Source organism: Streptomyces sp. NPDC005374, from assembly GCF_042872225.1.
Taxonomy (GTDB): domain Bacteria; phylum Actinomycetota; class Actinomycetes; order Streptomycetales; family Streptomycetaceae; genus Streptomyces.
The window spans coordinates 1,104,288-1,127,155 of the sequence record NZ_JBIAKA010000001.1 but is presented as its reverse complement, the minus strand read 5'-3'; the positions used below and the strand labels follow the sequence as shown (position 1 = coordinate 1,127,155).

Annotated in this window: 22 protein-coding genes and 1 pseudogene; 10 read left to right on the top strand and 13 right to left on the bottom strand. The window is 70.4% G+C overall.

Annotation, left to right across the window (positions count from 1 at the left end; translation table 11 throughout):
- Positions 1-9: 9 nt before the first annotated feature.
- From ACFYRX_RS05240 to ACFYRX_RS05220, 5 genes are all read right to left on the bottom strand, one after another.
- Complete coding sequence (locus ACFYRX_RS05240; RefSeq protein WP_389096763.1) at positions 10-804, bottom strand: LAGLIDADG family homing endonuclease; 795 nt, start codon at positions 802-804, stop codon at positions 10-12.
- 161 nt (positions 805-965) lie between these two features.
- The gene (locus ACFYRX_RS05235; RefSeq protein ID WP_389096761.1) at positions 966-1,691 is read right to left on the bottom strand and encodes an alpha/beta hydrolase; all 726 of its coding nucleotides are present in this window, start codon (positions 1,689-1,691) and stop codon (positions 966-968) included.
- A 189-nt stretch (positions 1,692-1,880) separates the two neighbouring features.
- Positions 1,881-2,015, bottom strand: a complete 135-nt coding sequence (locus ACFYRX_RS05230; protein ID WP_389096759.1) for a hypothetical protein — start codon at positions 2,013-2,015, stop codon at positions 1,881-1,883.
- Positions 2,012-2,788, bottom strand: a complete 777-nt coding sequence (locus tag ACFYRX_RS05225) for an SDR family NAD(P)-dependent oxidoreductase (protein ID WP_389096757.1) — start codon at positions 2,786-2,788, stop codon at positions 2,012-2,014. The genes ACFYRX_RS05230 and ACFYRX_RS05225 overlap by 4 nt, the downstream gene beginning before the upstream one ends.
- Positions 2,789-2,888: 100 nt before the next feature.
- Positions 2,889-3,224 (bottom strand): YnfA family protein, encoded by a 336-nt coding sequence (locus tag ACFYRX_RS05220; protein WP_389096948.1) that lies wholly within the window; start codon positions 3,222-3,224, stop codon positions 2,889-2,891.
- Positions 3,225-3,354: 130 nt separating this feature from the next.
- Here ACFYRX_RS05220 and ACFYRX_RS05215 point away from each other — a divergent pair, with 130 nt between their 5' ends.
- The 5 genes from ACFYRX_RS05215 to ACFYRX_RS05195 all read left to right on the top strand — a co-directional run bounded on the left by ACFYRX_RS05215 (position 3,355) and on the right by ACFYRX_RS05195 (position 8,063).
- Positions 3,355-3,822, top strand: a complete 468-nt coding sequence (locus ACFYRX_RS05215; protein WP_389096755.1) for a hypothetical protein — start codon at positions 3,355-3,357, stop codon at positions 3,820-3,822.
- Positions 3,823-4,108: 286 nt separating this feature from the next.
- Positions 4,109-5,197 carry an LLM class flavin-dependent oxidoreductase gene (locus ACFYRX_RS05210; protein ID WP_389096753.1) on the top strand — a complete coding sequence of 363 codons (1,089 nt, stop codon included), beginning with the start codon at positions 4,109-4,111 and terminating at the stop codon, positions 5,195-5,197.
- The gene (locus ACFYRX_RS05205) at positions 5,194-5,805 is read left to right on the top strand and encodes an FMN reductase (protein ID WP_389096751.1); all 612 of its coding nucleotides are present in this window, start codon (positions 5,194-5,196) and stop codon (positions 5,803-5,805) included. Before ACFYRX_RS05210 ends, ACFYRX_RS05205 begins: the two co-directional genes overlap by 4 nt.
- Positions 5,806-5,912: 107 nt before the next feature.
- The gene (locus ACFYRX_RS05200; RefSeq protein WP_389096749.1) at positions 5,913-6,638 is read left to right on the top strand and encodes a response regulator transcription factor; all 726 of its coding nucleotides are present in this window, start codon (positions 5,913-5,915) and stop codon (positions 6,636-6,638) included.
- Positions 6,639-8,063, top strand: a complete 1,425-nt coding sequence (locus ACFYRX_RS05195; protein ID WP_389096747.1) for an ATP-binding protein — start codon at positions 6,639-6,641, stop codon at positions 8,061-8,063. It begins immediately after the preceding gene.
- A 54-nt stretch (positions 8,064-8,117) separates the two neighbouring features.
- Here the strand turns inward: ACFYRX_RS05195 and ACFYRX_RS05190 are convergent, their stop codons facing one another.
- The 4 genes from ACFYRX_RS05190 to ACFYRX_RS05175 all read right to left on the bottom strand — a co-directional run bounded on the left by ACFYRX_RS05190 (position 8,118) and on the right by ACFYRX_RS05175 (position 13,175).
- The gene (locus ACFYRX_RS05190) at positions 8,118-9,470 is read right to left on the bottom strand and encodes a histidine-type phosphatase (protein WP_389096745.1); all 1,353 of its coding nucleotides are present in this window, start codon (positions 9,468-9,470) and stop codon (positions 8,118-8,120) included.
- Between the two features lie 66 nt (positions 9,471-9,536).
- Positions 9,537-10,355, bottom strand: coding sequence for a PaaX family transcriptional regulator C-terminal domain-containing protein (locus ACFYRX_RS05185; RefSeq protein WP_389096946.1), 819 nt, complete (start codon positions 10,353-10,355; stop codon positions 9,537-9,539).
- Between the two features lie 109 nt (positions 10,356-10,464).
- Positions 10,465-11,838 (bottom strand): alpha/beta hydrolase family protein, encoded by a 1,374-nt coding sequence (locus tag ACFYRX_RS05180; RefSeq protein WP_389096743.1) that lies wholly within the window; start codon positions 11,836-11,838, stop codon positions 10,465-10,467.
- Complete coding sequence (locus tag ACFYRX_RS05175; protein ID WP_389096741.1) at positions 11,835-13,175, bottom strand: MFS transporter; 1,341 nt, start codon at positions 13,173-13,175, stop codon at positions 11,835-11,837. Before ACFYRX_RS05175 ends, ACFYRX_RS05180 begins: the two co-directional genes overlap by 4 nt.
- A 157-nt stretch (positions 13,176-13,332) precedes the next feature.
- Here ACFYRX_RS05175 and ACFYRX_RS05170 point away from each other — a divergent pair, with 157 nt between their 5' ends.
- Together ACFYRX_RS05170 and ACFYRX_RS05165 are read left to right on the top strand one after the other, a co-directional pair.
- Complete coding sequence (locus ACFYRX_RS05170; protein ID WP_389096739.1) at positions 13,333-13,959, top strand: RNA polymerase sigma factor; 627 nt, start codon at positions 13,333-13,335, stop codon at positions 13,957-13,959.
- Positions 13,956-15,020 (top strand): CU044_5270 family protein, encoded by a 1,065-nt coding sequence (locus ACFYRX_RS05165; protein ID WP_389096737.1) that lies wholly within the window; start codon positions 13,956-13,958, stop codon positions 15,018-15,020. Before ACFYRX_RS05170 ends, ACFYRX_RS05165 begins: the two co-directional genes overlap by 4 nt.
- A 54-nt stretch (positions 15,021-15,074) precedes the next feature.
- Here the strand turns inward: ACFYRX_RS05165 and ACFYRX_RS05160 are convergent, their stop codons facing one another.
- Together ACFYRX_RS05160 and ACFYRX_RS05155 are read right to left on the bottom strand one after the other, a co-directional pair.
- Positions 15,075-15,233, bottom strand: a complete 159-nt coding sequence (locus ACFYRX_RS05160) for a hypothetical protein (protein WP_389096735.1) — start codon at positions 15,231-15,233, stop codon at positions 15,075-15,077.
- Positions 15,234-15,373: 140 nt separating this feature from the next.
- Positions 15,374-15,781 carry an arsenate reductase ArsC gene (locus ACFYRX_RS05155; protein ID WP_389096733.1) on the bottom strand — a complete coding sequence of 136 codons (408 nt, stop codon included), beginning with the start codon at positions 15,779-15,781 and terminating at the stop codon, positions 15,374-15,376.
- 68 nt (positions 15,782-15,849) lie between these two features.
- Here ACFYRX_RS05155 and ACFYRX_RS05150 point away from each other — a divergent pair, with 68 nt between their 5' ends.
- Both ACFYRX_RS05150 and ACFYRX_RS05145 read left to right on the top strand, forming a co-directional pair.
- Positions 15,850-16,164 (top strand): ArsR/SmtB family transcription factor, encoded by a 315-nt coding sequence (locus ACFYRX_RS05150; RefSeq protein ID WP_389096731.1) that lies wholly within the window; start codon positions 15,850-15,852, stop codon positions 16,162-16,164.
- Positions 16,165-16,201: 37 nt separating this feature from the next.
- Positions 16,202-16,954 carry an aquaporin gene (locus ACFYRX_RS05145; protein WP_389096944.1) on the top strand — a complete coding sequence of 251 codons (753 nt, stop codon included), beginning with the start codon at positions 16,202-16,204 and terminating at the stop codon, positions 16,952-16,954.
- Between the two features lie 21 nt (positions 16,955-16,975).
- Here the strand turns inward: ACFYRX_RS05145 and ACFYRX_RS05140 are convergent.
- Positions 16,976-17,301: pseudogene (locus ACFYRX_RS05140) on the bottom strand (ArsR/SmtB family transcription factor).
- Here ACFYRX_RS05140 and ACFYRX_RS05135 point away from each other — a divergent pair.
- Positions 17,183-18,319 carry a flavoprotein gene (locus ACFYRX_RS05135; protein ID WP_389096942.1) on the top strand — a complete coding sequence of 379 codons (1,137 nt, stop codon included), beginning with the start codon at positions 17,183-17,185 and terminating at the stop codon, positions 18,317-18,319. The pseudogene ACFYRX_RS05140 and the gene ACFYRX_RS05135 overlap by 119 nt on opposite strands.
- Positions 18,320-18,512: 193 nt before the next feature.
- Here ACFYRX_RS05135 and ACFYRX_RS05130 read toward each other — a convergent pair whose 3' ends face one another.
- Positions 18,513-22,685 carry a hypothetical protein gene (locus ACFYRX_RS05130; protein WP_389096729.1) on the bottom strand — a complete coding sequence of 1,391 codons (4,173 nt, stop codon included), beginning with the start codon at positions 22,683-22,685 and terminating at the stop codon, positions 18,513-18,515.
- Positions 22,686-22,868: the final 183 nt, after the last annotated feature.

Genomic DNA, 22,868 nt, shown 5'->3' with positions numbered 1-22,868 from the left:
ACAGAGCGCTCAGTCCGGCAGCGGTACGACGCCATGCAGCAATTGCCACCGGCGTTGTTGGCAAGGGCTCGTGGAGTACCCGAGCTCCGCGGCGGCGTGGGCGATGGTTGGGGCTGCGAGCAGAACCCGGTCCATTTCAGCAGTCCATTGGATGCGGGGAGGACGGCGTGCCATGCCCGCAGGGCGGACCCATGGTCCGAGTGAATCGGCCGCGGTCTGCTTCCTGCTCAGTGACAGGCAGCCCGGGTAGTAGAGGTGCGCCGCCAACCGTTGGGCGTTCTCCTTCACGTAGAGGATGTTGTAGATGCCGTCTCGGACATTCCGTTTGAGGGTGCGCTCGGCACCCGTGACGCTCTCGGCGTAGGAACACAAGTAGGCGCCAATGGCCGTGCTCTGTGTGGTGAGGGAGATGAACGGGAACCCTTGCCCGGTGTAGCCCACCGAGCCGTCGGCGTCGATCAGGCCTCGGAGGTAGTCGCACGCTGAGAACGGGGTTCGCGGCGGGGCGATTGCCCTGGACTTGCGGCCGTAGGGCAGGCCGAGGTCGTTCACTAGCGTTCTGGCTTCGAGGGAGCACAGCGTCCAGGTGGCCGAAGTGTGGGTCTCGGCGAAGTTGGTTGAGCGTGTGCGTTCGGTGATGCTGCTGTTGTATGGCGTCAATTTCTGGAACTTGCGCAGGAGATCGATGTCCCGGACGTTGATCTCGGCGGTCAACTTGCCTTTCTGGCCCACTCCTTGCTGCAGGTGCCCGTCCGCCTGCAAGAAGCCGAACATGTACGCGTACTCGGGGACCGTGAGGTCCATGAACTGGTGGGGGTTAGGCTCGCATTCAGCCACAGGGAAGCTCTACTTCCTTGTCGGTCAGGCCCTCGGCCGGGTTGCCGCCCAGCCGAGGGCCGTCGTGTTGATGTTGTGGCGTGAGCCTAGGTCGCCAGTTCAGGTGCCGTTCGGGTGATCGATGGGGTTCATCCCTGTGGGTGATGCGGGTTCAGGTGGCGGATGAAGAAGTGGACCGCGCTGGTGGCCTCGAAGCGGGGGAGTTGCTTGTGGGTGCCTGCGTTGGCGTGGAGGGTTTTCTCCTTTGAGGCGAAGGCGTCGAACAGGGTCAGGGCGGATTCGCGGGGGATGTGTTCGTCGTGCCATTGCATGGCGAACTCGATCGGGATGGTGATCTGTTGGGCCGGTTCGGTCAGGGCGTCGGGCCAGTGCTGGCCGAAGACCGCTGCCTTGATGCGGGGTTCGGCGGCCACGAAGGGGACTCCGATGGCCGTGCCCATGTTGATGCCGTAGTAGCCGACCGGGGCGTTCGGGCCGATCTCCGGGGACTTTTGGAGGGCGTCCAGGGTCGACTGCCATTCCGGTACGGCGAGTTCTGCCAGGTAGGCGTTGTAGCGGACGACGATCGGGCCCTCCGGTTCGCCCGCCTCGCGGGCCCGGTAGAGCTCGGCGATCTCTGCCTCGTCGTGTGCGCTGCGGGGGCGGTCGCCGTGGCCCGGGGCGTCGATGACGGCGACGTGGAAGCCGGCGGTCACCAGGAGGTCGGCGCGGCCCGTCATCGCCGGGGCCTTCTTGTGGGTGCCGCCGCCGTGGCCCATCAGGATCAGGGGGGCGTCTTCGGCGGCGGTGGCCGGGGACCAGAGGACGCCGGGGACCTCGCCGACGGTGAAGTCGCGTTCGCGGATGTCTTTCATGGCGTGATGCCTTTCGGGAGTGCCTTCGGTGAGGCGCTCCCGGTGACCGTTACGTCAGTCGCCGGACCGTGAAGCAGGGGGGAGCACCCACATGGATACAGCGTTCATGGGTCTCACCTCCTCGCGGTGACGTCACGGTCTCGCTCGCAAGGTAGCAGTGGGGACGTCGCAACGCCCGCCGTTTTCCGCTCACTTGGGGGCGTGCATGACCGCGTAGATCATGACGAAGGCGACGATGTGGATGCCGAAGAGGAAGTAGGCGAGCCACCACCACATGTGGCGTTCGTCGTGCGGGTCCTTCCGGTCTCTTTCAGGGCCGCTCACAGGTCTCGGTGGACCTTCGTGTTGCTGGCCTGGGCGCGGGGGCGCAGGACCAGGAGGTCGACGTTGACGTGGCTGGGGCGGGTGACCGCCCAGGTGATCGTGTCGGCCACGTCGTCGGCCGTGAGGGGTTCGGCGACACCCTGGTAGACCTTCTCGGCCTTCTCCTGGTCGCCGCCGAAGCGGGTCAGGGCGAACTCGTCGGTCTTGACCATGCCGGGCGCGATCTCGATCACGCGGACCGGTCGGCCGACGATCTCCAGGCGGAGGGTCTCGGCGAGGACGTGGGTGCCGTGCTTTGCGGCGACATAGCCGCCGCCGCCCTCGTAGGTGCCGTGGCCGGCCGTGGAGGAGACGACGACGATCGTGCCGTCGCCGCTCGCGTCGAGCTTGGGGAGCAGGGCCTGGGTGAGGTTCAGGGTGCCGATGACGTTCGTCTCGTACATCGTGCGCCAGTCGGCCGGGTCGCCGGTCGCGACCGGGTCGGCGCCGAGGGCTCCGCCGGCGTTGTTGACGAGGACGCCGATCGTCTTGAAGGCGGAGGCGAACTCGTCGACCGCGGCCCGGTCCGTCACGTCCAGCGGGTAGGCCGTCGCCTGGTGGCCCGCCGTGTTGATCTCCTCGGCGAGTGCCTCGATGCGGTCCTTGCGGCGGGCGGTCAGGACGACGCGGTAGCCGGCCGCGGCGAGCTGCCGTGCGGTCGCCGCGCCGATTCCGCTGCTCGCACCGGTGACGACGGCGATGCGGGAGGCGGCGGACGGTGCGGCGGGGGCCATGGGCTGCTCCTCGGACGTGCGGGTGACGGGCTCCCCGCCAGGATAGGCGGGTTCGTGGCCGTGCTCCGAGGCGGTCCGCAGGGCGGTCCTGGCGGACTCGTCAGTCGCCGCGTGGGGCGTACATGATCACGGCCATGCCCGCGAGGCAGATCAGCGCGCCCGCGATGTCCCAGCGGTCGGGGCGGTAGCCGTCCGCGGCCATACCCCACAGGATCGAGCCGGCCACGAAGATCCCGCCGTACGCGGCGAGGATGCGGCCGAAGTGGGCGTCGGGCTGGAAGGTGGCGACGAAGCCGTAGGCGCCGAGGGCGAGGACGCCGCCCGCGGTCCACATCCAGCCGCGGTGCTCCCGTACGCCCTGCCAGACCAGCCAGGCGCCGCCGATCTCGAAGAACGCGGCTACGACGAAGAGGGCGGCGGAGCGGGCTACGAACATGCCGGTCAGCTTCCCATGCCGGGTCGGCGGGGCCCGGGTCACCTGTTGGAGGGCGCCTGTCGTGCGCCGTACGTGGGATACATCCATGCGACCACGGCGGTTCGGGCGGCTGGAGCGAGGAGTGGGTGGCATGCGGGTGCTTGCGGTGTGGGGTGCGGCTGTTGCGGCGGGCGCGGTGCTGGGGGGTGGGGGTACGGCGGTCGCCGGCGGGGGGCCCGAGGCGGATCTGGCGTATCACGGGGCCGCGTCCATGTCCGGCGGGCGGGTGGACGTACGGTTCACGCCGCGCAACCACGGGCCCGCCTCCGTACCGGACGCGACGGTGCGGTTGCGGTGGTCCGAGCCGCTCGTGGACCGGCAGGTGCTGCCGGGCGGGTGTGCGCGGGCGGAGGAACGGGTGGTGCTGTGCCGGGTGGGGGCGCTGGCGGCGGACGAGGTGGGGGAGCGGGTGGAGATGCGGGTGCGGTTGCTGGGGGCGCCGTCGGAGGTGCTGCTGGAGATCGACACGGTGTGGAACGGCGGCACGGTGGATCGGAACCGGGAGAACGACCGGCAGCGGGTGCTGGTGCTGGACAGCGGGGATGAGTACTACTTCTGAGGCGGGGCGCGGGAAGTGCACGCTGGGGTGGACCGGGGTGGGGTGGCGGCTGCGTGCGGTCGTTGTTCGGCTGCGGGTGCGTGGGGGCTGGTCGCGCAGTTCCCCGCGCCCCTGGGTGGGTGGTGGGGGCGTGGGTTGAACGGGCCCGCGGCTCTGGGTGGGTTGTGGGGGCGCGCGTTGGCGTGGTCCTGCGGCCCTGGGGTGGTGGGAATAGGGGCGGACGGGGCTTCGTTCTCCGGGCGTGCGGTTATAGTTTAACCGTCAACAAACTGGAGGGTGAGGGACCATGCAGTTCGGGATCTTCAGCGTCGGTGATGTCACGCCGGACCCCACGACGGGCCGTACGCCGACCGAGCGCGAGCGGATCAAGGCCATGGTCGCCATCGCGCTGAAGGCCGAGGAGGTCGGGCTCGACGTCTTCGCGACCGGTGAGCACCACAACCCGCCGTTCGTGCCGTCGTCGCCGACGACCATGCTCGGGTACATCGCGGCGCAGACCGAGAAGCTGATCCTCTCCACCTCCACCACGCTGATCACCACGAACGACCCGGTGAAGATCGCCGAGGACTTCGCGATGCTCCAGCACCTGGCCGACGGGCGGGTGGATCTGATGATGGGGCGCGGCAACACCGGGCCGGTGTATCCGTGGTTCGGGCAGGACATCCGGCAGGGGATCAACCTCGCGATCGAGAACTACGCGCTGCTGCGAAGGCTGTGGCGTGAAGACGTCGTCGACTGGGAGGGGAAGTTCCGGACGCCACTGCAGGGGTTCACGTCGACTCCGCGGCCGTTGGACGGGGTCGCGCCGTTCGTGTGGCACGGGTCCATCCGTTCGCCCGAGATCGCCGAGCAGGCCGCCTACTACGGCGACGGGTTCTTCCACAACAACATCTTCTGGCCGGCCGACCACACCAAGCAGATGGTCGAGCTGTACAGGTCCCGGTACGCCCACTACGGGCACGGGACGGCCGAGCAGGCCATCGTGGGGCTGGGTGGGCAGGTGTTCATGCGGCGCAACTCGCAGGACGCGGTGAAGGAGTTCCGGCCCTACTTCGACGTCGCCCCGGTGTACGGGCACGGGCCGTCCCTCGAGGACTTCACCGACCAGACCCCGCTGACCGTGGGCTCCCCGGAGCAGGTCATCGAGAAGACGCTGAAGTTCCGCGAGTACGCCGGGGACTACCAGCGCCAGCTGTTCCTCGTGGACCACGCCGGGCTGCCCCTGAAGACCGTCCTGGAGCAGCTCGACATGCTCGGCGAGGAGGTCGTGCCGGTGCTGCGCAAGGAGTTCGCGGTGGGCCGCCCGGCCGGGGTGCCGGACGCCCCCACGCACGCGTCGCTGCTCACCACCGCCCGCAAGGAGGCCGCCGTATGAAGCTCGTCGTCGTGTCCGCGGGGCTGAGCGTGCCCTCGTCCACGCGGCTGCTGGGGGACCGGCTGGCCGCGGCGGTCGGTCGGCGGACGCCGGTCGAGGTCCAGGTGGTCGAGCTGCGGGAGCTCGCCGTGGAGATCGCGCACAACTTCACCAACGGGTTCCCCGGCAGGCAGCTGTCGGCCGCGCAGGAGGCGGTGGCCCGGGCCGACGGGCTGATCGTCGTCTCGCCGGTGTTCTCGGCGTCGTACAGCGGGCTCTTCAAGTCGTTCTTCGACGTGCTGGAGCCGGAGACGCTGGCCGGGAAGCCGGTGCTGATCGCGGCGACCGGCGGGACGGCCCGGCACTCCCTCGTGCTGGATCACGCGCTGCGACCCCTGTTCGCCTACCTGAAGGCCGTCGTCGTGCCGACCGGGGTGTACGCCGCGTCGGAGGACTGGGGCGCCGAGGGGCTGGACGGGCGGATCGAGCGGGCCGCGGGGGAGCTGGCGGGGTTGATGTCCGGGCTGTCGGCGGGGCTTCCGGCCGGGCGTGGGCCCGTGGTGGGCGCGGCTGACGGGTTCGGCGCGGTGGTGCCGTTCGAGGAGCGGCTGGCGGCGCTGCGGGTCTGATCCGGGTCGCCCGGAGGCTGGGCCGTCACGGTGAGAGGCCAGTAAGAAGGGCCACTGCGGGACTGCTCACCTCGGCCAACCGCCGAAGGCCTTGGCAGACTGGGCACGTGCCCCCAAACGTGCTGCTCGCCGAAGACGACCGTGCCATCCGCCATGCCCTGGAACGCGCCCTGACCCTGGAGGGCTACCAGGTCACGGCGGTCGCCGACGGCGTCGAGGCGCTGGCGCAGGCCCACCGGACGCCGCCGGACGTGCTCGTCCTCGACGTGATGATGCCCGGGATCGACGGACTCCAGGTCTGCCGGGTGCTGCGCGCCGAGGGCGACCGGACGCCGATCCTCATGCTGACGGCCCTCGTGGAGACCCAGGACCGGATCGCCGGACTGGACGCGGGCGCCGACGACTACGTGGTCAAGCCGTTCGACGTCGAGGAGGTCTTCGCCCGGCTGCGCGCCCTGCTGCGGCGCACCAGCCCGGACGGGATGGCTCCGGCCGGCGTCGCGCCGAAGGCGGCCGTTCCCGAGCTGCCCCAGGGGCGGATCGAGGCGGCCGGACTGCGCATGGACATCCAGGCGCGGCGGGCCTGGCGGGGGACGCGCGAGCTGGAGCTGACCCGCACCGAGTTCGAGCTGCTGGAGCTGCTCGTGCGCAACGCGGGGATCGTGCTCGACCACTCGACGATCTACGACCGTATCTGGGGCTACGACTTCGGGCCCGGCTCCAAGAACCTCGCCGTGTACGTCGGCTACCTGCGCCGCAAGCTCGACGACCCCGGCGCCCCGCAGCTGATCCACACGGTGCGTGGCGTGGGTTACGTGCTCCGGGAGGACTGAGTGGGGCGGCTGGCCAGGTTGTGGGCCCGGCCCCGGCCCCGGTTGCTGTCCCTGCGGACCACGTTCGCCGTGTCCTTCGCCGTGGTCACGGCCGCGGTGACCGTCCTGGTGGGTGTGCTGTCCTACAACGCCGCCGCCCGGCTGGTGCGGGTGGACCAGGAGTCCGTGTTCGACCAGGTCGTCCAGGATCTGCGGGACGAGGTGAGCCAGCACCGGATGACGCCGGAGGACTTCTCGTCGTCGGCTCCGGGGCACGACCTCGTGCGGCCCGCCCGGACGGACGTACAGGTGCTGGGTGCCTCCGGGGCCGTCGCCGACCCGGGGCGTCCCGCGCTGCCGGTGGTCTCCGCCGACCGGCGGATCGCGGCCGCCGGTAACGCGGGGCGGATGGCGCTGCACAAGGAGGTCTCGGTCGGGAGCGACGTCTACCGGATCGCCACCGTCTCGCTCGGCGGGGGGCGCGGGGCCGTGCAGGTCGCCCAGGAGTTCAGCGACACCGAGGACCTGCTGAGGGCGCTGCAGCAGCGGACGTTTCTGCTCATGGCCGCGGTGGTGGTGGGGGCCGGGCTGTTCGGGTGGTGGCTGGCCCGGCGCATCACCCGGCGCCTGGTGATCCTCACGTCCGCCGCGGAGGATGTCGCGCGCACCCGGAGGCTCGGTATCGAGGTGCCGGTCACCGGCTACGACGAGGTGGGGCGGCTCGGTCGGGCGTTCGACCGGATGCTGGGGCGGCTCGCGCAGTCCGAGGAGGACCAGCGGCGGCTCGTGCAGGACGCGGGGCACGAGCTGCGGACGCCGTTGACGTCGTTGCGTACGAACATCTCGCTGCTGCGCCGGATCGACGAGCTGCCGCCCGAGACCCGGGACGAACTGGTCGCCGATCTGACGCAGGAGGCCCGGGAGTTGACCGATCTGGTCAACGAGCTGGTCGATCTCGCGGCGGGGCAGGCGGACAACGAGCCGCCCCAGCGGGTGGATCTCGCCGATGTCGCGGAGGAGGTGGCGGGGCTGGCCCGGCGGCGGACCGGCCGGGAGGTCCTCGTGCACGCGAGCGGTGCCACGACGACCGACGGGCGGCCGGGCATGCTCCAGCGGGCCGTCTCGAACCTCGTGGAGAACGCGGCGAAGTTCGACCGGGAGGGCACCGCGGCGATCGAGATCTCGGTCTCCGGGATCACGGCGGCCGGGCCGGTGCGGGTGGAGGTGCTGGACCGGGGGCCGGGGATCACCGACGCCGACCTGGTGCGGGTCTTCGACCGTTTCTTCCGGGCGGCGGACGCCCGGTCGTTGCCGGGGTCGGGGCTCGGGCTGTCGATCGTGCGGGAGGTGGCGTTGTCGCACGGGGGAGCGCCGTTCGCGTTCCCCCGGGACGGGGGCGGCACGGTGATCGGGTTCACGGTCGGCGGGGACGCCCCCGGAGGCTGAGCCCCGGAGGTCGAGCCCCCGCGTCGGTGACCGCCCGCGTCCGTGTTCGCCCGGTCAGTTCGCCGTCCTGCCGAAGCAGCGCTCCAGTTCGTTCAGGTCGTAGAACTTGCTGCCCTTCGAGACCGGCCTGCAGGCCTGCTTGAAGGCGGTCTCCTTCTCGTTGTAGAGCATGCGGACCAGGTAGGCGTTGCCCTTGCGGTACAGGTCCCACTGGATGTTCGCGCCGAGCGGGGCCACCGCGGCACCGCGCCAGGCGTTGGTGGCGTACGTGTACGGCTTCGCGGCCGTGACGCCCTGGGTGCTGCCCGGCAGACCCATCAGCGCGGCCAGCGGGATGATCTCCTCGGCGTGGGTGAAGCGGAGTTCGGCGCCCAGGTCGCGGGTGCCGGCCCGCTTGGCCTCGACCTGCTTGAAGAGGTCGTCGAGCAGGACGCCGGCCATCTTGTAGGTGATGTCGCTGTCCGCGAAGCCCGGGCCCTTCTCGTAGAAGTCCTCGGCGTCGCTGAGGTATCCGAACCAGTCGGCGTCCCGCTTCGCGATGAACTTCTCCAGGCCCCAGCCCCTGCCGCCGGGGCTCTCCTCGCGCATGGCGGGGGCGATCGCGTACAGGTTGTAGACGGCCTGGGCCGCGGTCACCTGGTCGTCGGCGGAGAGCGTGTCGACGAAGGACGTACGGAGGAGCTTCCGCAGTACGCCGCGGGCCGCGCTGTGGGTTTTCGGCTGGTCGGTGACGCTCTTCAGGGTGTCCGCGAGGCGCTGGTCGTTCGCGATGTAGTCGCGGTACGCCTTGCCGCCGGCGGCCTTGTGGAAGTACAGCAGGTCGACGTCCGTGCGGGTGGCGCCGATGAGCGGCTTGAGCTCCGGGTCCTTCTCGGCGAGGGTCCCGGCGTAGATGTTCGCGCTGTCCACGGCCCGGCCCTGGCCCGAGCTGACGACGTCGATCCTCTCGCCCTTCTTCGCGATCGTGGCGAAGAGGCCCGGCAGTCGCTGCGCGAGGCGGGTGGCCGTGTCCTTCAGCTCCTGCTTGCCACGGCCGCTGAGGTCGCCGTAGCCGACACCGCTCATGGCGGCCTGGAGCGCCTGCACCTTCGGGCCGAACTCCCGGCCCTTCGCGGTGAGTCCGTTCGCCGCCCGGGCCTTGTCCAGCAGGGCGAGGACCAGGTCGCCGTCCTCGCTGTCGGTCGCGGCGCGGGAGCCGTGCCGGGAGACGTTCTCCGTGAAGACGGGGACGAAACCGGCGGGGGCCTTCTGGTAGGTGCGGGGGTTCTGCTGGGGCTCGTAGGGAGCCTTCGTCCCGTAGCTGTCGCTGTCGCCGCGGTGCTCGGACACGGCCTGCGCGGGGAACGCGGCGGTCGCGAGGAGGGCGGCGAGCCCTGCGGTGGCGAGGGCGGGGGTGAGACGTCTCATGTGCGCATCGTTGGCGGGGGAGGTGAACGCGGGGCGACGGCGGGGCGGCACCGGGGTGTTCATCGCCTACGGGAGCGAACCGGACGTGGAGGCCGGGGCGGGCTGCCGGTGCAGGGGGGTCGTCTCCAGTGCCGTGCGGGCCGCCGTCAGGGCCGGGTGGGTCTGTTCCGCGACCCGGCGGAAGGTCTCCTGCGCCGTGCGGGCCGGCCAGGCCGGGGAGAGGTGGCGGGCGGGGAGGCGCGGGTCGGTGCGGATGGTCCACAGCCACTCGCTGACCAGGCGCAGACGGGTGCCGATCGGGTCGGTGTCGGGGCCGTTGCCCAGGTGGGCGCTCCAGCGCTTGTCGAAGGTGACGTAGCGGGCGGCGATGGACTCCAGGTCCCAGGTGTCGCGGATCATCTGCGCGATGTCGGTCACCTCGGCGGCCTGCGCGTGGAAGATCTTCACGTGGGCGGTGAGGCCCAGTTCGGCGACGACCGCGGAGACGTCGACATGACCCGGGGCGATCCACAGCCCGCTGTACAGCGCGCCGAATCCCGACCAGGCCAGCCGGGAACGCAGGTCGTGGCGCTGGCGCTTCCAGGAGTCGGGCAGGGAGAAGCCGAGCAGGGTCCAGGAGCCGTCCCAGTCGTCGTTGACCGCGCCCTGCTCCCAGATGCGGGTGCGGCCGTCGATCAGGACGCGGGTGGCCTGCGGGGTCAGGCCGAAGAACATCTTGCGGCCCTCGCGCTGACGCTGCAGCATGCCGCGGTTGACCATCCGGGTGAGGGTGGAGCGCACGGCCTGCTCGCCCACACCGACACGGCCCAACACGTCGATGATGCTGCCCGAGTAGACGCCCAGCTCCCCCTCCTCCAGCACGTGGTTGCCGAAGAAGGCGAGCATGAGCGACTGCGGGCGCGGCTGCGGCCCGTCCACGGTGTCCAGGATGTCGTCGTCCACGGGGGCAAGGGTACGGCCGCCCGCCGGCCGTGCGGCGGGCGGTCGTACGAGGTCACCGGCGGTCGGCGGGGTGCGCAAGGTCGAACGGGCGCAGGTAGGGGGTGGGCCGGTACGAGACATAGCGGGTGGGGGTGGTGGGGTCGGCGGCGGTGGCGCGGGCGTTGAGGGACGCCGGGTCGGTGCCCTGCCAGCTGCCGGTGGTCAGGCGGTCCTCCAGGGTGTGGAGGGCGCCCAGCTGTTCGGCGGTGCTGAAGGTGCAGTGGCCGGCGTTGTCGACGTACGCCTGGCGGAGCAGGGGAGCGGAGCCGGCCGCGGTGACCGCCCGCTTCAGGGCGCTCTCCGTCTGGACGGGGACCAAGGGGTCGCCGATGGTGTGGATGGAGAGCTGGGGCTTGGCGAGCTCACCGGTGAAGGAGCTGGTGCTGCTCATCCACGCCACGGCCTTCCGGTCCGCCTTGATGCGCGGGGTCCGGTTGAGGGTGGCCAGGTCCTTGCTCAGGGAGAGGCCGGCCTTCTTGTACAGAGCGGTGACCTCCTTGCGGACGGAGGACTCCCCGAACAGCCGCGTGTAGTCGACGCCGGTGTTCCAGGACATGTTGCCGCCCGCCCGGACCTCGGCCTCCTGGCGCCGGTTGAAGGCGGCGATCTTCAGCAGGCCCTTGACGGCGTCGTACTGGTTGGCCTGCTGGGCGTCCCAGTCGGTCGCGGCGGGGCGGGTCTGGGTGGGCGCGTTCCAGACCGGGATGTTGTGCAGGGCGGCGGCGAGGGCGATACGGGCCCGGCCCTCGGCCGTCGTCTGCGCGGAGTCGACCTTGGCGGTCAGGGAGTTCGCGGCGTCGGTGGCGGCCTGCTGGGTCGGGAGGTTCACCAGGGGGACGTCGGAGCCCAGGAGTGTCTTGAGGGCGAACGCCGGGTCGAGGGTGTTGTTCCAGTTGGCCACACCGCCCTGGACCAGGCCGCACATGGAGAGCGAGCCGTCGATCTCGTCGGGGTGGCGCTCGGCGATCGCGGTGGTGACCAGGCCGCCGTAGGACCGTCCCCAGGCGATGGTGCGGGAGGCCTGGCCGAAGCGGTCGGTGAAGGTCTTCAGGGTGGCCATCTGGTCGGGGACCGCGTCCGTCACCGCCCAGCCGGTGCTGGCGTACGAGGAGCCGATGAGGGCGTAACCCTGCTGGAGGAGAAGGGCCTTGGTGGGGGCGTCGGGGGCGTCCTGGGCCGGGTTCGCCGGGCCGCCGTTGTAGCCGTGGCTGAACAGGAGGACGGTGCCGTTCCAGGTGGTGGGGACGTCCATCATGTACGTGGCGCCGGAGGGGAGTTGGCCGTCCACGTGGGTCGGGTCAGCGGTGGTCGCCGCCGTGGCGGCGGGTGCGGCGGTGAGGGTGAGCAGGAAGGCCGCGGTGCAGGCGATGCGGGTGCTGTGCCTCATGCGGTGATCTCCTCCGTGTGGGGGGCGGTGGGTTGTTCGGTGGTGTCCTCGCCGAGCGAGGTACGGCTGGTCTCGCGGACGAACCACACCGTCAGCGCGGTGATCAGCGAGCCGCCGCACAGCAGGAGGGCGACGGGGGTGCCGTTGCCGCTGCTCGCGACGAGGCTGCCGGCGATCATCGGGGAGAACCCGGCGCCGACCAGGGTCGCGCCCTGGTAGCCGAGGGAGGCGCCGGTGTAGCGGACCTTGGTGCCGAACATCTCGCTGAACAGGGCGCCGAGCGGGCCGTACATCAGCGACTGGGAGATGCCGTGGCCGATGACCACGGCCAGGATCAGGGCCCCCGACGACTTGGAGTCGATGAGCGCGAGGACGGGGAAGGCGGTGGCGGCGGACAGGAGCGCTCCGGTGAGGACGACCGGGCGGCGGCCGATCCGGTCGGAGAGCGCGGAGGCGCAGGGCAGGACGACCAGGGCGACCGCGGCGGAGACGGTGAGCGCGGTGAGCACCTGCGGGCGGGGATAGCCGATGCCGGTGGCGTACGAGATCAGGTAACTGGTCAGCAGGGACTGCGCGGTGAAGGCGCCGATACCGACGCAGCAGGCCAGCACCACCGGCTTCGGGCGGCGCAGGACGTCGAGGACGGGGAGCCTCGACTCGGCGCGGTCCTTCTTCACCTCGGCGAACAGCGGGCTCTCGACCACCTGGAGGCGGACGAACAGGCCGACGCCGAGCAGCAGCACGCTCACCAGGAACGGCACCCGCCAGCCCCAGGCCGCGAACTGGTCCTTGGGGAGGGTGGAGACCATCGCGACCACGGCGGCGGAGATCAGGGAGCCGAGCGGGGCTCCCATCTGCGTGAAGCTGGACCACAGGCCGCGGCGCTTCTCGCCGGCGTGCTCGACGACCATGAGCGTGGCGCCGCCCCACTCACCGCCGATGGCGATGCCCTGCAGCACGCGCAGGGTGATCAGCAGGACCGGCGCCCAGACGCCGATGGTGTCGTACGTGGGCAGCAGACCGATGAGGAAGCTGGCGCCGCCCATCAGGCCCATGGTGAGCAGCAGCATGTTCTTGCGGCCGAGCCGGTCACCGAAGTGCCCGAACACGATGCCGCCGATGGGGCGGGCCACGTATCCGGCGGCGAAGGTGCCGAAGGCGGCGATCGTGCCCACGGCGGGGTCGGCGCCGGGGAAGAACAGTTCGCCGAAGACGAGCGCGGCGACGGTGCCGTAGACGAGGAAGTCGTAGAACTCGACTGCGGTGCCGAGCAGGCCCGAGAGGGCGACTCGGCGGAGTTGCCGGGTGCGTTCTGATGCGGTGGGGGACGGGGGCATCGCGCTCTCCCTTGAGCGGGGGAAGGACACCGTGAAATTAGGCTCTCTGGTGACTGCCGTCAAGAAAGTGCACAACATTGACAGGATTGACAGGGATGTGACGGGGGTCACTGGAACTCGGTGATCCGGTCAGGCAGTTGAGAACGTGACCACAGATATGCGAACCCGGATACGGGCCGGGGATCCGGACGCCTTCGCGGAGCTCTACGACGCGTGCGCCCGCTCGGTGTACAACCACGCCTTCCGGCTGACCGCCGACTGGTCCGTGGCCGAGGACGTCATGTCGGCGACGTTCATGGAGGCCTGGCGGCGCCGGGACTCGATCGAGGCCGACGGGGGCTCGCTGCGGCCCTGGCTGCTCGGCATCGCCACCAACGTCTCCCGCTCCCACGGCCGCGGCAACCGGCGTTACCGGGCGGCGGCGAACGCCGCGGCCGAGGCGGGTGTCGTGGAGGTCGCCGACCATGCGGAGGAGGTGTCCGGGCGGGTGGACGACCGGCGCCGGATCGCCGCCACGCTGACCGCGCTCGCCTCACTGAGACGCCCCGAACGCGAGGTGCTCGTGCTGTGCCTGTGGGAGGGCCTGGAGTACGCCGACGCCGCCCGCGCCCTCGGCATCCCCGTCGGGACCGTCCGCTCCCGGCTGTCCCGGGCCCGCGGGAGGCTGCGGAAGCTGGCCGAGGTCGAACTCGCCCGAAAAAAAGGGGAACCCACCCGCACGAACCGGCAGATAACAGGTGATCGCGAGTTCGTGATCCGGTCCGCACAGGAAGGAAACCGATGAACGCCAACCCCTCCCAGCCGCACCCGGCCGAGTGGACGGAGACCCAGGGTCTTCTGCCCTCCGTGGAGCGGGATCTGCCGGCGGGCCGCCACCAGTTCCACAAGGAGCAGATGATGGTCCAGATCCGCGAAGACCTGCGTACGACCGCCTCCGGCCCGGCACCGGCCCCGGTGGCCGCACGTCGACCCAACCCGTTCCTGCGCCGGGCGATCCTGCTGCCCGCGATGGCCTGCGCCCTGGCCGGCGTGGTGGTGGGCGGCCTCGCGCTCACCGGCGGCGACAGCGAGCCGTCCCTGGCCACCGGCCCCGCGCTGACCACCCGGGTCGGTGCCGCCGACGCGAAGGGCGCCGCCCCGCTGCTCGACCACATCTCCCTGGCCGCCGCGGACACCTCCGAACCCACCGTGCGCGACGACCAGTTCCTCTACATCGCCTCGAAGGTGGCCAGCACCTACCCCAGGACCGTCGACGACAAGACCACGATGGTGAGCGAGAAACTGCACTCCCGCCAGGTCTGGGAGTCCCCCGACGGCAAGGACGGCTGGCTGATCGAGCCCGGCAACACGGAGGACGGCGGCATGACCCTGGCCGGACCGAACCCGGTCAGCTCGGCCTACGACCGGCTGGTCCGACTGCCCACCGACCCCAAGGCCCTGCTGCGACAGATCTACAAGGAGTCGGACGCCGTCCGCGACCCCGAAGTCCCCCGCGACCAGGCCGCCTTCGTCGCCATCGGCGACCTCCTGATCGAGAGCTACCCGCCCGCGGACCTCACCGCCGCGCTCTACAAGGCCGCGGCCGAGATCCCGGGGGTCGTCGCGGTGGACGACGCGGTCGACGCCGTCGGACGCCACGGGGTCGCCATCGCACGCCTTGACGAGCAGAACGGACAGCGCACGGAGTGGATCTTCGACAAGAAGACGTACGCGTTCCTCGGTGAGCGCAACGTCCAGGTCGAACCGAACGAGACCTACAAGAAGGGCACGGTGACCTTCACCATCGCGATCACGCGGCGGGCGGTGGTGGACGAGATGAAGGAGGTGCCGGGGCAGGTGGGCTGAGCGGCGGCCCACCGGTCACGGCCCACTCCCTCGTGGCCGGTACCGGCCCACCGCTCACGGCCGTACGGCGGCGTCCGTCGGGGCGAAGAGGTGGGCCAGGCCCTGCCAGAGCGGCATGACGGGGACGGCCGTGGCCGGAGTCCGGCGTGATGTGCCGGACGCCGGGCGGCCGGAGCGGGTCGCGGTGGTCGCCGGGGCGGTGCTGTGCGGCATGGCGGGACACTCCTGTGCGGTGCGGAAACCGATGGTGACCTGATGAGGTCCACGATCCCGGGACGGAGCCGCCGCCACGAGGGAGTGTGCTCCCCGACCGGGGGTGCAGCCCGCTCCACCGTCCCGTTCGGACCGGGCCGCTACTTCTCCGGGGCGAGCTCTTCGATCAGTCCCTCGACGAGCGTCCTGATCTCGTCCCGGATCGGCCGGACGGCCTCGACTCCCTGGCCCGCCGGGTCGTCGAGCCGCCAGTCCAGGTAGCGCTTGCCGGGGAAGACGGGGCAGGTGTCGCCGCAGCCCATGGTGACGCAGACGTCGGACTCCCGTACCGCGTCCACGGTGAGCGTCTTCGGGACCTCGGCGGAGATGTCGATGCCGACCTCGCGCATGGCCTGGACGGCGGCAGGGTTGACCCGGTCGCCCGGGGCGGAGCCGGCGGAGCGGACCTCGACACGGTCTCCGGCCAGGTGGGTCAGCCACGCGGCGGCCATCTGGGAACGGCCCGCGTTGTGGACGCAGACGAACAGCACGGAGGGCTTGTCGGGCATCAGAGGTCTCTCCCAGATGTATCAGCACCTGCTGGTATCAGTTGCCGCTGATGTGAAAGTATCAGTCCATGCTGACGTCGGTCGACACTGATCTGTTGCGGGTCCTGGCCGACCCGCTCCGCCTGCGGATCGTCACCCTCCTCGCCGAGGAGACGCTCTGCACCACCCACCTGATCGAGGAGACGGGGGCGAGGCAGACCAATCTCTCCAACCATCTGAAGGTGCTGCGCGAGGCCGGGATCGTGGAGACGGAGCCGTGCGGCCGGTTCACCTACTACCGGCTCAGGCCCGACGTCATCGCCTCGCTCGCCGGCCGGTTCACCGGCCTCGCGGAGACCGCGCGCATCACCGCCGAGAACAACGTCAAGCGGTCCTGCCCCTGATCGCCGTCCCTACGGCGACCCGCACCGAGGAGTCCTCCTGACCGCCACCGAGGCGAACGAAGCCACCGACCCCACCCCTGCCGGTGCCGCCCCGCCCCAGGCGCCCCCGCTGGTCGCCAGGGCCGCGGCCGAACTGATCGGCACCGCCGGCCTGGTGACCGTCGTGGTCGGCTCCGGCATCCAGGCCACCCTGCTGACCGAGGACGTCGGCCTGCAACTGCTCGCCAACTCCACCGCGACCGTCTTCGGCCTCGGCGTCCTCATCCTGCTGCTCGGCCCGGTCTCCGGCGCGCACTTCAACCCGGCCGTGACCCTGGCCGAGTGGTGGACCGCCCGTCGCGCGGGAGCGGGTGTCACCGCACGCGAGGTACTGGTCTACGTCCCCGCGCAGACCGTGGGTGCCATCGCCGGCGCGATCCTGGCGGACGCGATGTTCGGTGAGCCGCTGGTGAAGTGGTCGACCCACGATCGTTCCGCCGGGCACCTGCTCCTCGGCGAGGCCGTCGCCACGGCCGGGTTGATCCTGCTGATCTTCGGCCTGGCCCGCACCGACCGCCTGCGCTTCGCTCCCGTCGCGGTCGCCTCGTACATCGGCGCCGCCTACTGGTTCACGTCGTCCACGTCCTTCGCCAACCCGGCCGTGACGGTCGGCCGCGCCTTCACCGACACCTTCGCGGGCATCGCGCCCGGCTCGGTCGCGGCGTTCGTGGGCATGCAACTGGTCGGCGCGGTGGCCGGGTTGGCGCTGGTGGGTCTCGTCTTCCCACCGGTCCGGAAGCCCGGCGACTGACACCTGCGCGGCCTTGTCGTCTCACCCGGTGGCGGACGCCTTGGCCAGCAGCTGCCCCATGCCCGCGAGGACGGACGGCTCGACCCGGTAGTACACCCAGGTCCGCGCCGCTCCGAGGTGAGCAGCCCGGCGTCCTTCAGCTTCTTCAGGTGGTGCGACACGGTCGGCTGGGAGACACCGACGTCGGAGATGTCGCACACGCACGCCTCGCCGCCCTCGTGCGAGGCGATCGCCGAGAACAGCCGCAGCCGTACCGGATCACCCAGCGCCTTGAACATCCGCGCGGCCGCCTCGGCCTCCTCCGCGGAGAACGGGCGCTCGGTGAGCGGCGGGCAGCAGGGTGCCACGGTGACCGGAGTCGCACGCGCCGGCCGTGACCAGCAGCCCTTCACCGTGCACATCGACACCACCGACGGCCACGAGGAACGGATCACCGCCCGCGCCGTCCTCGACGCCTCCGGCACCTGGTCCACCCCCGGCCCGGCAGGCGCGAACGGCCTGCCCGCCCTCGGTGAGAGGGCCGCCGCAGACCACATCGCCTACCGCGTCCCGGATCTCAAGGACCCGTCCGTCCGCGCCCGTTACGCGGGCAGGCGCACCGCGGTCGTGGGGTCCGGCGCCTCCGCCTTCACCGCCCTCGCGTCTCTCGCCGACCTCGCCGAGGGGGAGGGCGACGGTACCCACGCGGAGTGGATCCTGCGCCGCGGGATCACCGGTTCGACGTACGGCGGCGGAGACGCCGATCAGCTCCCCGCCCGGGGCGCCCTCGGCCTGCGCGCCAGGACGGCCGTCGAGGCGGGCCGGGCGAGCGCGGTCACCGGATTCCGTACACAGGCTGTGGAACGCGACGGTGACCGGCTCGTGCTCGTCGCGGAGGACGGCCGTCGCCTGGACCCGGTCGACGAGGTCATCGTCCTGACCGGCCTCCGCCCCGACCTGTCCTTCCTCGCCGAGCTCCGCCTCGGCCTGGACGAACGCCTCCGGGCCGCGACCGCCCTCGCCCCGCTGATCGACCCGAACGCGCACTCCTGCGGCACGGTCCACCCGCACGGCGTGAACGAGCTCTCCCACCCGGAGAAGGACGTCTACCTGGTCGGCATGAAGTCCTACGGCCGCGCCCCCACGTTCCTCGCGATGACCGGTCACGAGCAGGTCCGCTCCATCGCCGCCGCCCTCGCCGGCGACCAGGCGGCCGCGGAACGCGTGGAGTTGACCCTCCCGGAAACCGGAGTCTGCGGCGGCGCCGGCCTGTTCGACACCCCCGACACCGCCCAGAACGACAGCGAGGACGGCGGCTGCTGCGCCGCCCCGGCCACCGTCCGGATCGGCATCGGCGGTACGCGGGGCGCGTCGGGCGGCTGCTGACAGCCGGACCCGCGTCCGGCACATGACGAAGACGGGGTCCCAAGACCCCGCCCTCTACTTGTGCGATCCCGGGCTCAGGATGCCGACTGGGCCCTACCTCGACGGCCGGTAGTGGTCCGGCGGCTCCCCGGAAAATCACCCGGACCGGGTGCGCCACAAGGTTGCTGCGGTACACCCGGCCGCTGTCGCCAGGCTATGCGTCCGGCCCGAGTGAGGTCAGGTCGTAGGCATTGCTGATGGCGATGTAGCCGTCCGCTGTGAGGTTGACGTGGTCGCCGGAGTCGAAGTCAGCCGGGGCGGCGTCGTTGCCCAGTTTCAGTGCTTGCGGGTCTGCTGTACTCGCTGTGTTCGTGACCGCCACGATGGCTTCCGCGTCCACGTAGCTCACAGTTGGGGTGGTGAAGTCGAGTTGGTCGGTGATCCAGGTGTTGGTGTCCATGCGGTTCTGGTCGACTGCCGCTGTGCAGGCGCTGTTGCCGTCGCACGGTGTCAGAGTGGTGAAGATGACCTTGATGCCCCAGCCCTTGAGCTGGTCTCGCAACAGTCCGAGAGCGCTGTCGATGTCGACGTCGTCGTGGCCGGCGACGATGTCCTCCAAGCCTTGTGTGACCACGACTGTGCGGATGCCGGGCACGGACAGGACGTCCCGGTCAAGGCGGGTGAGCGCTGCGCGACCGCCCGCGCCTGGACCCTGGTCGGTTCCCAGGTAGTTGTTCTCGATGCCGGCGTTCTCGACGCCGTAGACCGGTACACCGTCCGTGTTGGTTATCAGGCGGTTCGCCAGATACTGGTTGAAGCGGGGAGTGCTGTAGCCCGCCGTGTTGCCCGTGGTGCGGGTGTTGATGAGGCCGTCGCCGAGCACGGAGACGGTGGGCTGGTGGTCGGTGGTGGTGACGTCTACTCCGGTGAGGATGTCGGTGGAGCGGCCCGCGACCGTGCCGGTACCGGTGAACGCCGTGTTGGCCGTGTCCGTGGTGTGATCGCCGCTGCCGACGGCGCTGACGTAGCCGACTGAGTCGGTAGCTGCCCAGGGGTGCATGACGAGGTAGCTCACCTGGTTCACCAGGTGGATGCTGGTCGTGATCACTCCGCCTGGGGCGACCGCCATGGGGAGCGGGTCGCTGTAGAGTTCGCCGCCCTCCGGGATGACCACCGATTTGACTCCGCCGAAGGTCACGTCCACCGGTGTGGAGGCGGTTGCCGCGCCGCTGCTGTACGGGGCGACGGTGACGTGGTCGAGGGTCAACGGGTTGGTACCCAGGGCGTTGGAGAGGCGTAGCCGCACGTGGTCGCCGCCGGCGCTTATCTGGCTGACCTCGCGGAAGGTCTGGTTGCTGAAGGCGCCCATGGACGAGAACTGGAACCGCTCCTCGGTAGGCGCGCTCCAACTTCCGGTCCAGGTAGCGCCGTTCGCCGCAGTGGTGGTGTCGCGGACGGACATGCCGATGATGTGCATTCCCGGCACGTACCTACGCGCGGCGTCGGCAACGTCGGGCAGGTTGACCGAGCTGACGGTGACGCCGGCCTTCAACGGGACGGCGAAGGCATAGATGTTGGTGCTGTGGGTCACCGGATTGGCGGGGATGTTGCGGTACGGAAGGGTGACGGCGGCCAGGGTGTCGGGGCCGTCCACCCAGTCGGGCATGGTCAGGAAGTAGGGCTGTGAGGTGCCGTCTCCGTAGGCAATGGATCCCGTAGGAGTGAGGCAGTCTTCGTAGGTGCCGTTGCCGAGGCTGCAGTTGGTGGCGGACGTGTTGGTGTTGTCGGGGACGACGGGGCTGGTGGTGTCGCCGTCCTGGTGTTGGGAGCCGACGGATCCGTAGGTGGAGTAGCCGAGGAAGACCAGTGCCTGGCCGCCGACGTTGTTCATCTGGATGGTCTGGTTGGCGGCGAGCACGTTGTCGCCGCTTGTGGAGCCGAAGTTGGGCAGCGTGAAGGTGGCGCCGTCGACGGTGATCTTGCCGCCGGGTTGCCAGCCGGCTGCTTTGAGTGTCTGGAGGGAAAGGCTGGACCCCACTCCATCGGCGTCGGCGGTGGTGCGGTTGCTGTCGTCGGTGGTGGCGGTGTTGTTGAAGGCGGCCTGCAGGCTGGAGTAGGTCTTGGTGGCGTGGCCGATGGCGGTGAATTCGTACTGCTGCTGGGCGGAGACGTTGCCGGCCGAGTCGACGGCGTTCACGTAGAGCGTGTGAGTGCCTGGTGCCACGGGGGTCTCTGTGATCGTGGCGGTGTTGTTGCTGGCCGTTGCTGTCTGGGCGGCAGGGGTGTTGGACGTGGGCGGCGCGGCGTCCAGGCCGTAGAGGAACTTGGCCGCGTTGTTGCCGTTGGTGCCGGGGTCCACAGAGAGGGTGAACTTGCCCGCGGTGCCGGCGGCGGTGGTGCCCGCTGCGTCCTCCTGGTAGAGGTTGTCCGCGGTTTTGACGGTGGGCTGGGCCGGACTGTGCAGGTCGACGGTGAAGTGGCAGGTGGCCGAGGTGGCGGAGGTGTCTTCGCCGTCGGACGAGGTGGCCTTCCAGCTGACCACGCTGCCGTCGGCGAGGCCGCTCATGAAAGTCGAGGGCAGCTGCTTGGGTGCGTTGGCGCCGCTGGCGACGGTGGCGCTGGTGGTGGCCGTGGCGGTACCGCTGCCGACCCAGTACGAGTAGGTGGCCGCGAGGGCGTCCTTGTCGGTGTCACTGATGGTGGCGTTGAGGGTGGGCGGGGTGGTGGCCAGGGTCTTGCCGACGATCGGGTACGGGGTGGCGGTGCCGCAGCCGAGCGAGGTGGAGCCGACCTTGGTGGCCAGCGCGCCGGGTTTGTTGGGCACGTGGTTGTAGGTGATTGACATGGACGGGTTGCTGTCGAACCGCTTGAAGTAGTTGCCGTCGCCGCTGCCGCTCTGGCTGTTGATGAGGGCGAACGTCCAGCTCTTCCAGGGCACTTTGGCGCCCTTTTTGATCGTGTCGGTGACCGAGAAGCCGCCGGAGGGCTCGCTGGTGCAGGCAGGGCCGAAGCTCTTGGTGGCCAGTTTGCCGCTCAGGGCTGGTCTGGTGTTCCAGGTGGTGCCGGAGCTGATCGCGCCGGACCAGTAGAGGTAGACGTCCGAGGAGAGGCTGCAGCTGGCGGAGTAGTTCTCCTTGACGTTCACGGTGGCCGAGACGATGTGCGCGTTGTCCACGCTCGAGGGCAGGGCCAGTTGGAAGTAGGCGCGTTCGAGGCCGATGCAGCCGGACCAGCTGTTGTAGCCGACGCCGGGGTCGCCGTACTGGGTGGAGTCGTAGTTCTTGGCGGTGGGGCAGCCCTGTTGCAGTTCGACGTAGTGCTGTTTGGCGCCGGTGGCGTAGTGCGGGTTCCAGGTCGGGTCGATGAAGACCGGGAACTTGGTGTGGGCGCCGGCGAGCAGTTCGGCGTCGGGCACGAGGGACAGGGTCCGGCCGTGCAGGCGGTCCTGGACGCGGGCCACTCGGGCCTTGGGGGCGGGGCCTGATTCCGGGGTGGTGTGTGCCGAGCCGATGCCGCTGGAGTCCCACATGGCCGGCTGCGGGGCGCTGAAGAGCACCTTGCCGTCCGGTGTGGTCGCTGCGAGGTTGCCGTGACCGTCATCGGCGACGGTGACGCCCTTGGCCTTTGTGGTCAGGGCGAGTTGGGCGAGGGCCGGGTCGGCTGCGGCCTGTGCGTTCTTGACGACGAGGACCTGCGACCAGCCGCCCTGGGTGTCGGCGGTGACTCGGAGGTCCACGCCGGGCAGCACGTTCGGATAGCTCAGGCCGGCGCCGGAGGCGTGCGGGGTGGGCAGGGTGTCGGGCCAGGACAGGGCGAGGGATGCCTTGCCCTCGGTCATGATGGCGAGTGGGCTGGTGCCGCCGCCGGAGAAGGCGAGCGGTTCGGCCGCGGCCGTGGGGCTCCAGGTGCCGTCCGCGTTGCGCGTCAGGGTGGCGTCGACCGGGACCCAGCGGTGAGCCTTACGGACCCGCACGGGCTGCACGCTGGAGTCATAGGTGATGGTGCCTGACGGGTTCGCGGTTGTGGTGGCCGTCTCGGTCGTCAGGGCGTCGACCCGGACCGGCTCGCCGCTCGCCGCAGCTTTCTTCTGCGCGCTGGACAGCGCCGACTCCTCGGCTGTCGTCAGCCCGCCGTCGTCATAGGTCGGGCGCAGGGACCCGGTCGGCTCCGGTGACTTCGTGTCACCCGTCGGCGCGGGCGTCAGGTCCGGGCGGCCGGTGTTGACATCTGCGACGGAGTCCGGTCCGGAGTCCGCGGCGGCAGGCTGAGCGGCGAGCGGTGCCAGGCAGAGCGCGCTGACGGTGGCAAGGGCCAGGAATCTGCCCGGTATTCGCGGGCTCTTTCTGAATGGACCGCCGGAGCGATAACGGCGGAAACGGTCGGACATCTGCCCCCCAATTTGAGTCCGAGTGGAAATACGCCTACGGGCGCGAGGGAGGCTACCCGCAATCACGGCAGGGCGACAACAGTCAGAGAAGAAAGCCGTGGCGTCCTGAAATCGCTGGAAGAGTAGATGAAGTGTGCAACTTTGCTGTGCAGTAGTGCAGTTGAGGCCCTTGTTGGTCAATCA

Excerpts from the sequence above, each read along its gene's own strand:
- ACFYRX_RS05240 (WP_389096763.1), bottom strand. The coding sequence starts at position 804 with ATGGACCTCACGGTCCCCGAGTACGCGTACATGTTCGGCTTCTTGCAG.
- ACFYRX_RS05235 (WP_389096761.1), bottom strand. The coding sequence starts at position 1,691 with ATGAAAGACATCCGCGAACGCGACTTCACCGTCGGCGAGGTCCCCGGC.
- ACFYRX_RS05225 (WP_389096757.1), bottom strand. The coding sequence starts at position 2,788 with ATGGCCCCCGCCGCACCGTCCGCCGCCTCCCGCATCGCCGTCGTCACC.
- ACFYRX_RS05220 (WP_389096948.1), bottom strand. The coding sequence starts at position 3,224 with ATGTTCGTAGCCCGCTCCGCCGCCCTCTTCGTCGTAGCCGCGTTCTTC.
- ACFYRX_RS05215 (WP_389096755.1), top strand. The coding sequence starts at position 3,355 with ATGCGGGTGCTTGCGGTGTGGGGTGCGGCTGTTGCGGCGGGCGCGGTG.
- ACFYRX_RS05210 (WP_389096753.1), top strand. The coding sequence starts at position 4,109 with ATGCAGTTCGGGATCTTCAGCGTCGGTGATGTCACGCCGGACCCCACG.
- ACFYRX_RS05205 (WP_389096751.1), top strand. The coding sequence starts at position 5,194 with ATGAAGCTCGTCGTCGTGTCCGCGGGGCTGAGCGTGCCCTCGTCCACG.
- ACFYRX_RS05190 (WP_389096745.1), bottom strand. The coding sequence starts at position 9,470 with ATGAGACGTCTCACCCCCGCCCTCGCCACCGCAGGGCTCGCCGCCCTC.
- ACFYRX_RS05185 (WP_389096946.1), bottom strand. The coding sequence starts at position 10,355 with ATGCTCGCCTTCTTCGGCAACCACGTGCTGGAGGAGGGGGAGCTGGGC.
- ACFYRX_RS05180 (WP_389096743.1), bottom strand. The coding sequence starts at position 11,838 with ATGAGGCACAGCACCCGCATCGCCTGCACCGCGGCCTTCCTGCTCACC.
- ACFYRX_RS05175 (WP_389096741.1), bottom strand. The coding sequence starts at position 13,175 with ATGCCCCCGTCCCCCACCGCATCAGAACGCACCCGGCAACTCCGCCGA.
- ACFYRX_RS05170 (WP_389096739.1), top strand. The coding sequence starts at position 13,333 with ATGCGAACCCGGATACGGGCCGGGGATCCGGACGCCTTCGCGGAGCTC.
- ACFYRX_RS05165 (WP_389096737.1), top strand. The coding sequence starts at position 13,956 with ATGAACGCCAACCCCTCCCAGCCGCACCCGGCCGAGTGGACGGAGACC.
- ACFYRX_RS05160 (WP_389096735.1), bottom strand. The coding sequence starts at position 15,233 with ATGCCGCACAGCACCGCCCCGGCGACCACCGCGACCCGCTCCGGCCGC.
- ACFYRX_RS05155 (WP_389096733.1), bottom strand. The coding sequence starts at position 15,781 with ATGCCCGACAAGCCCTCCGTGCTGTTCGTCTGCGTCCACAACGCGGGC.
- ACFYRX_RS05150 (WP_389096731.1), top strand. The coding sequence starts at position 15,850 with ATGCTGACGTCGGTCGACACTGATCTGTTGCGGGTCCTGGCCGACCCG.
- ACFYRX_RS05130 (WP_389096729.1), bottom strand. The coding sequence starts at position 22,685 with ATGTCCGACCGTTTCCGCCGTTATCGCTCCGGCGGTCCATTCAGAAAG.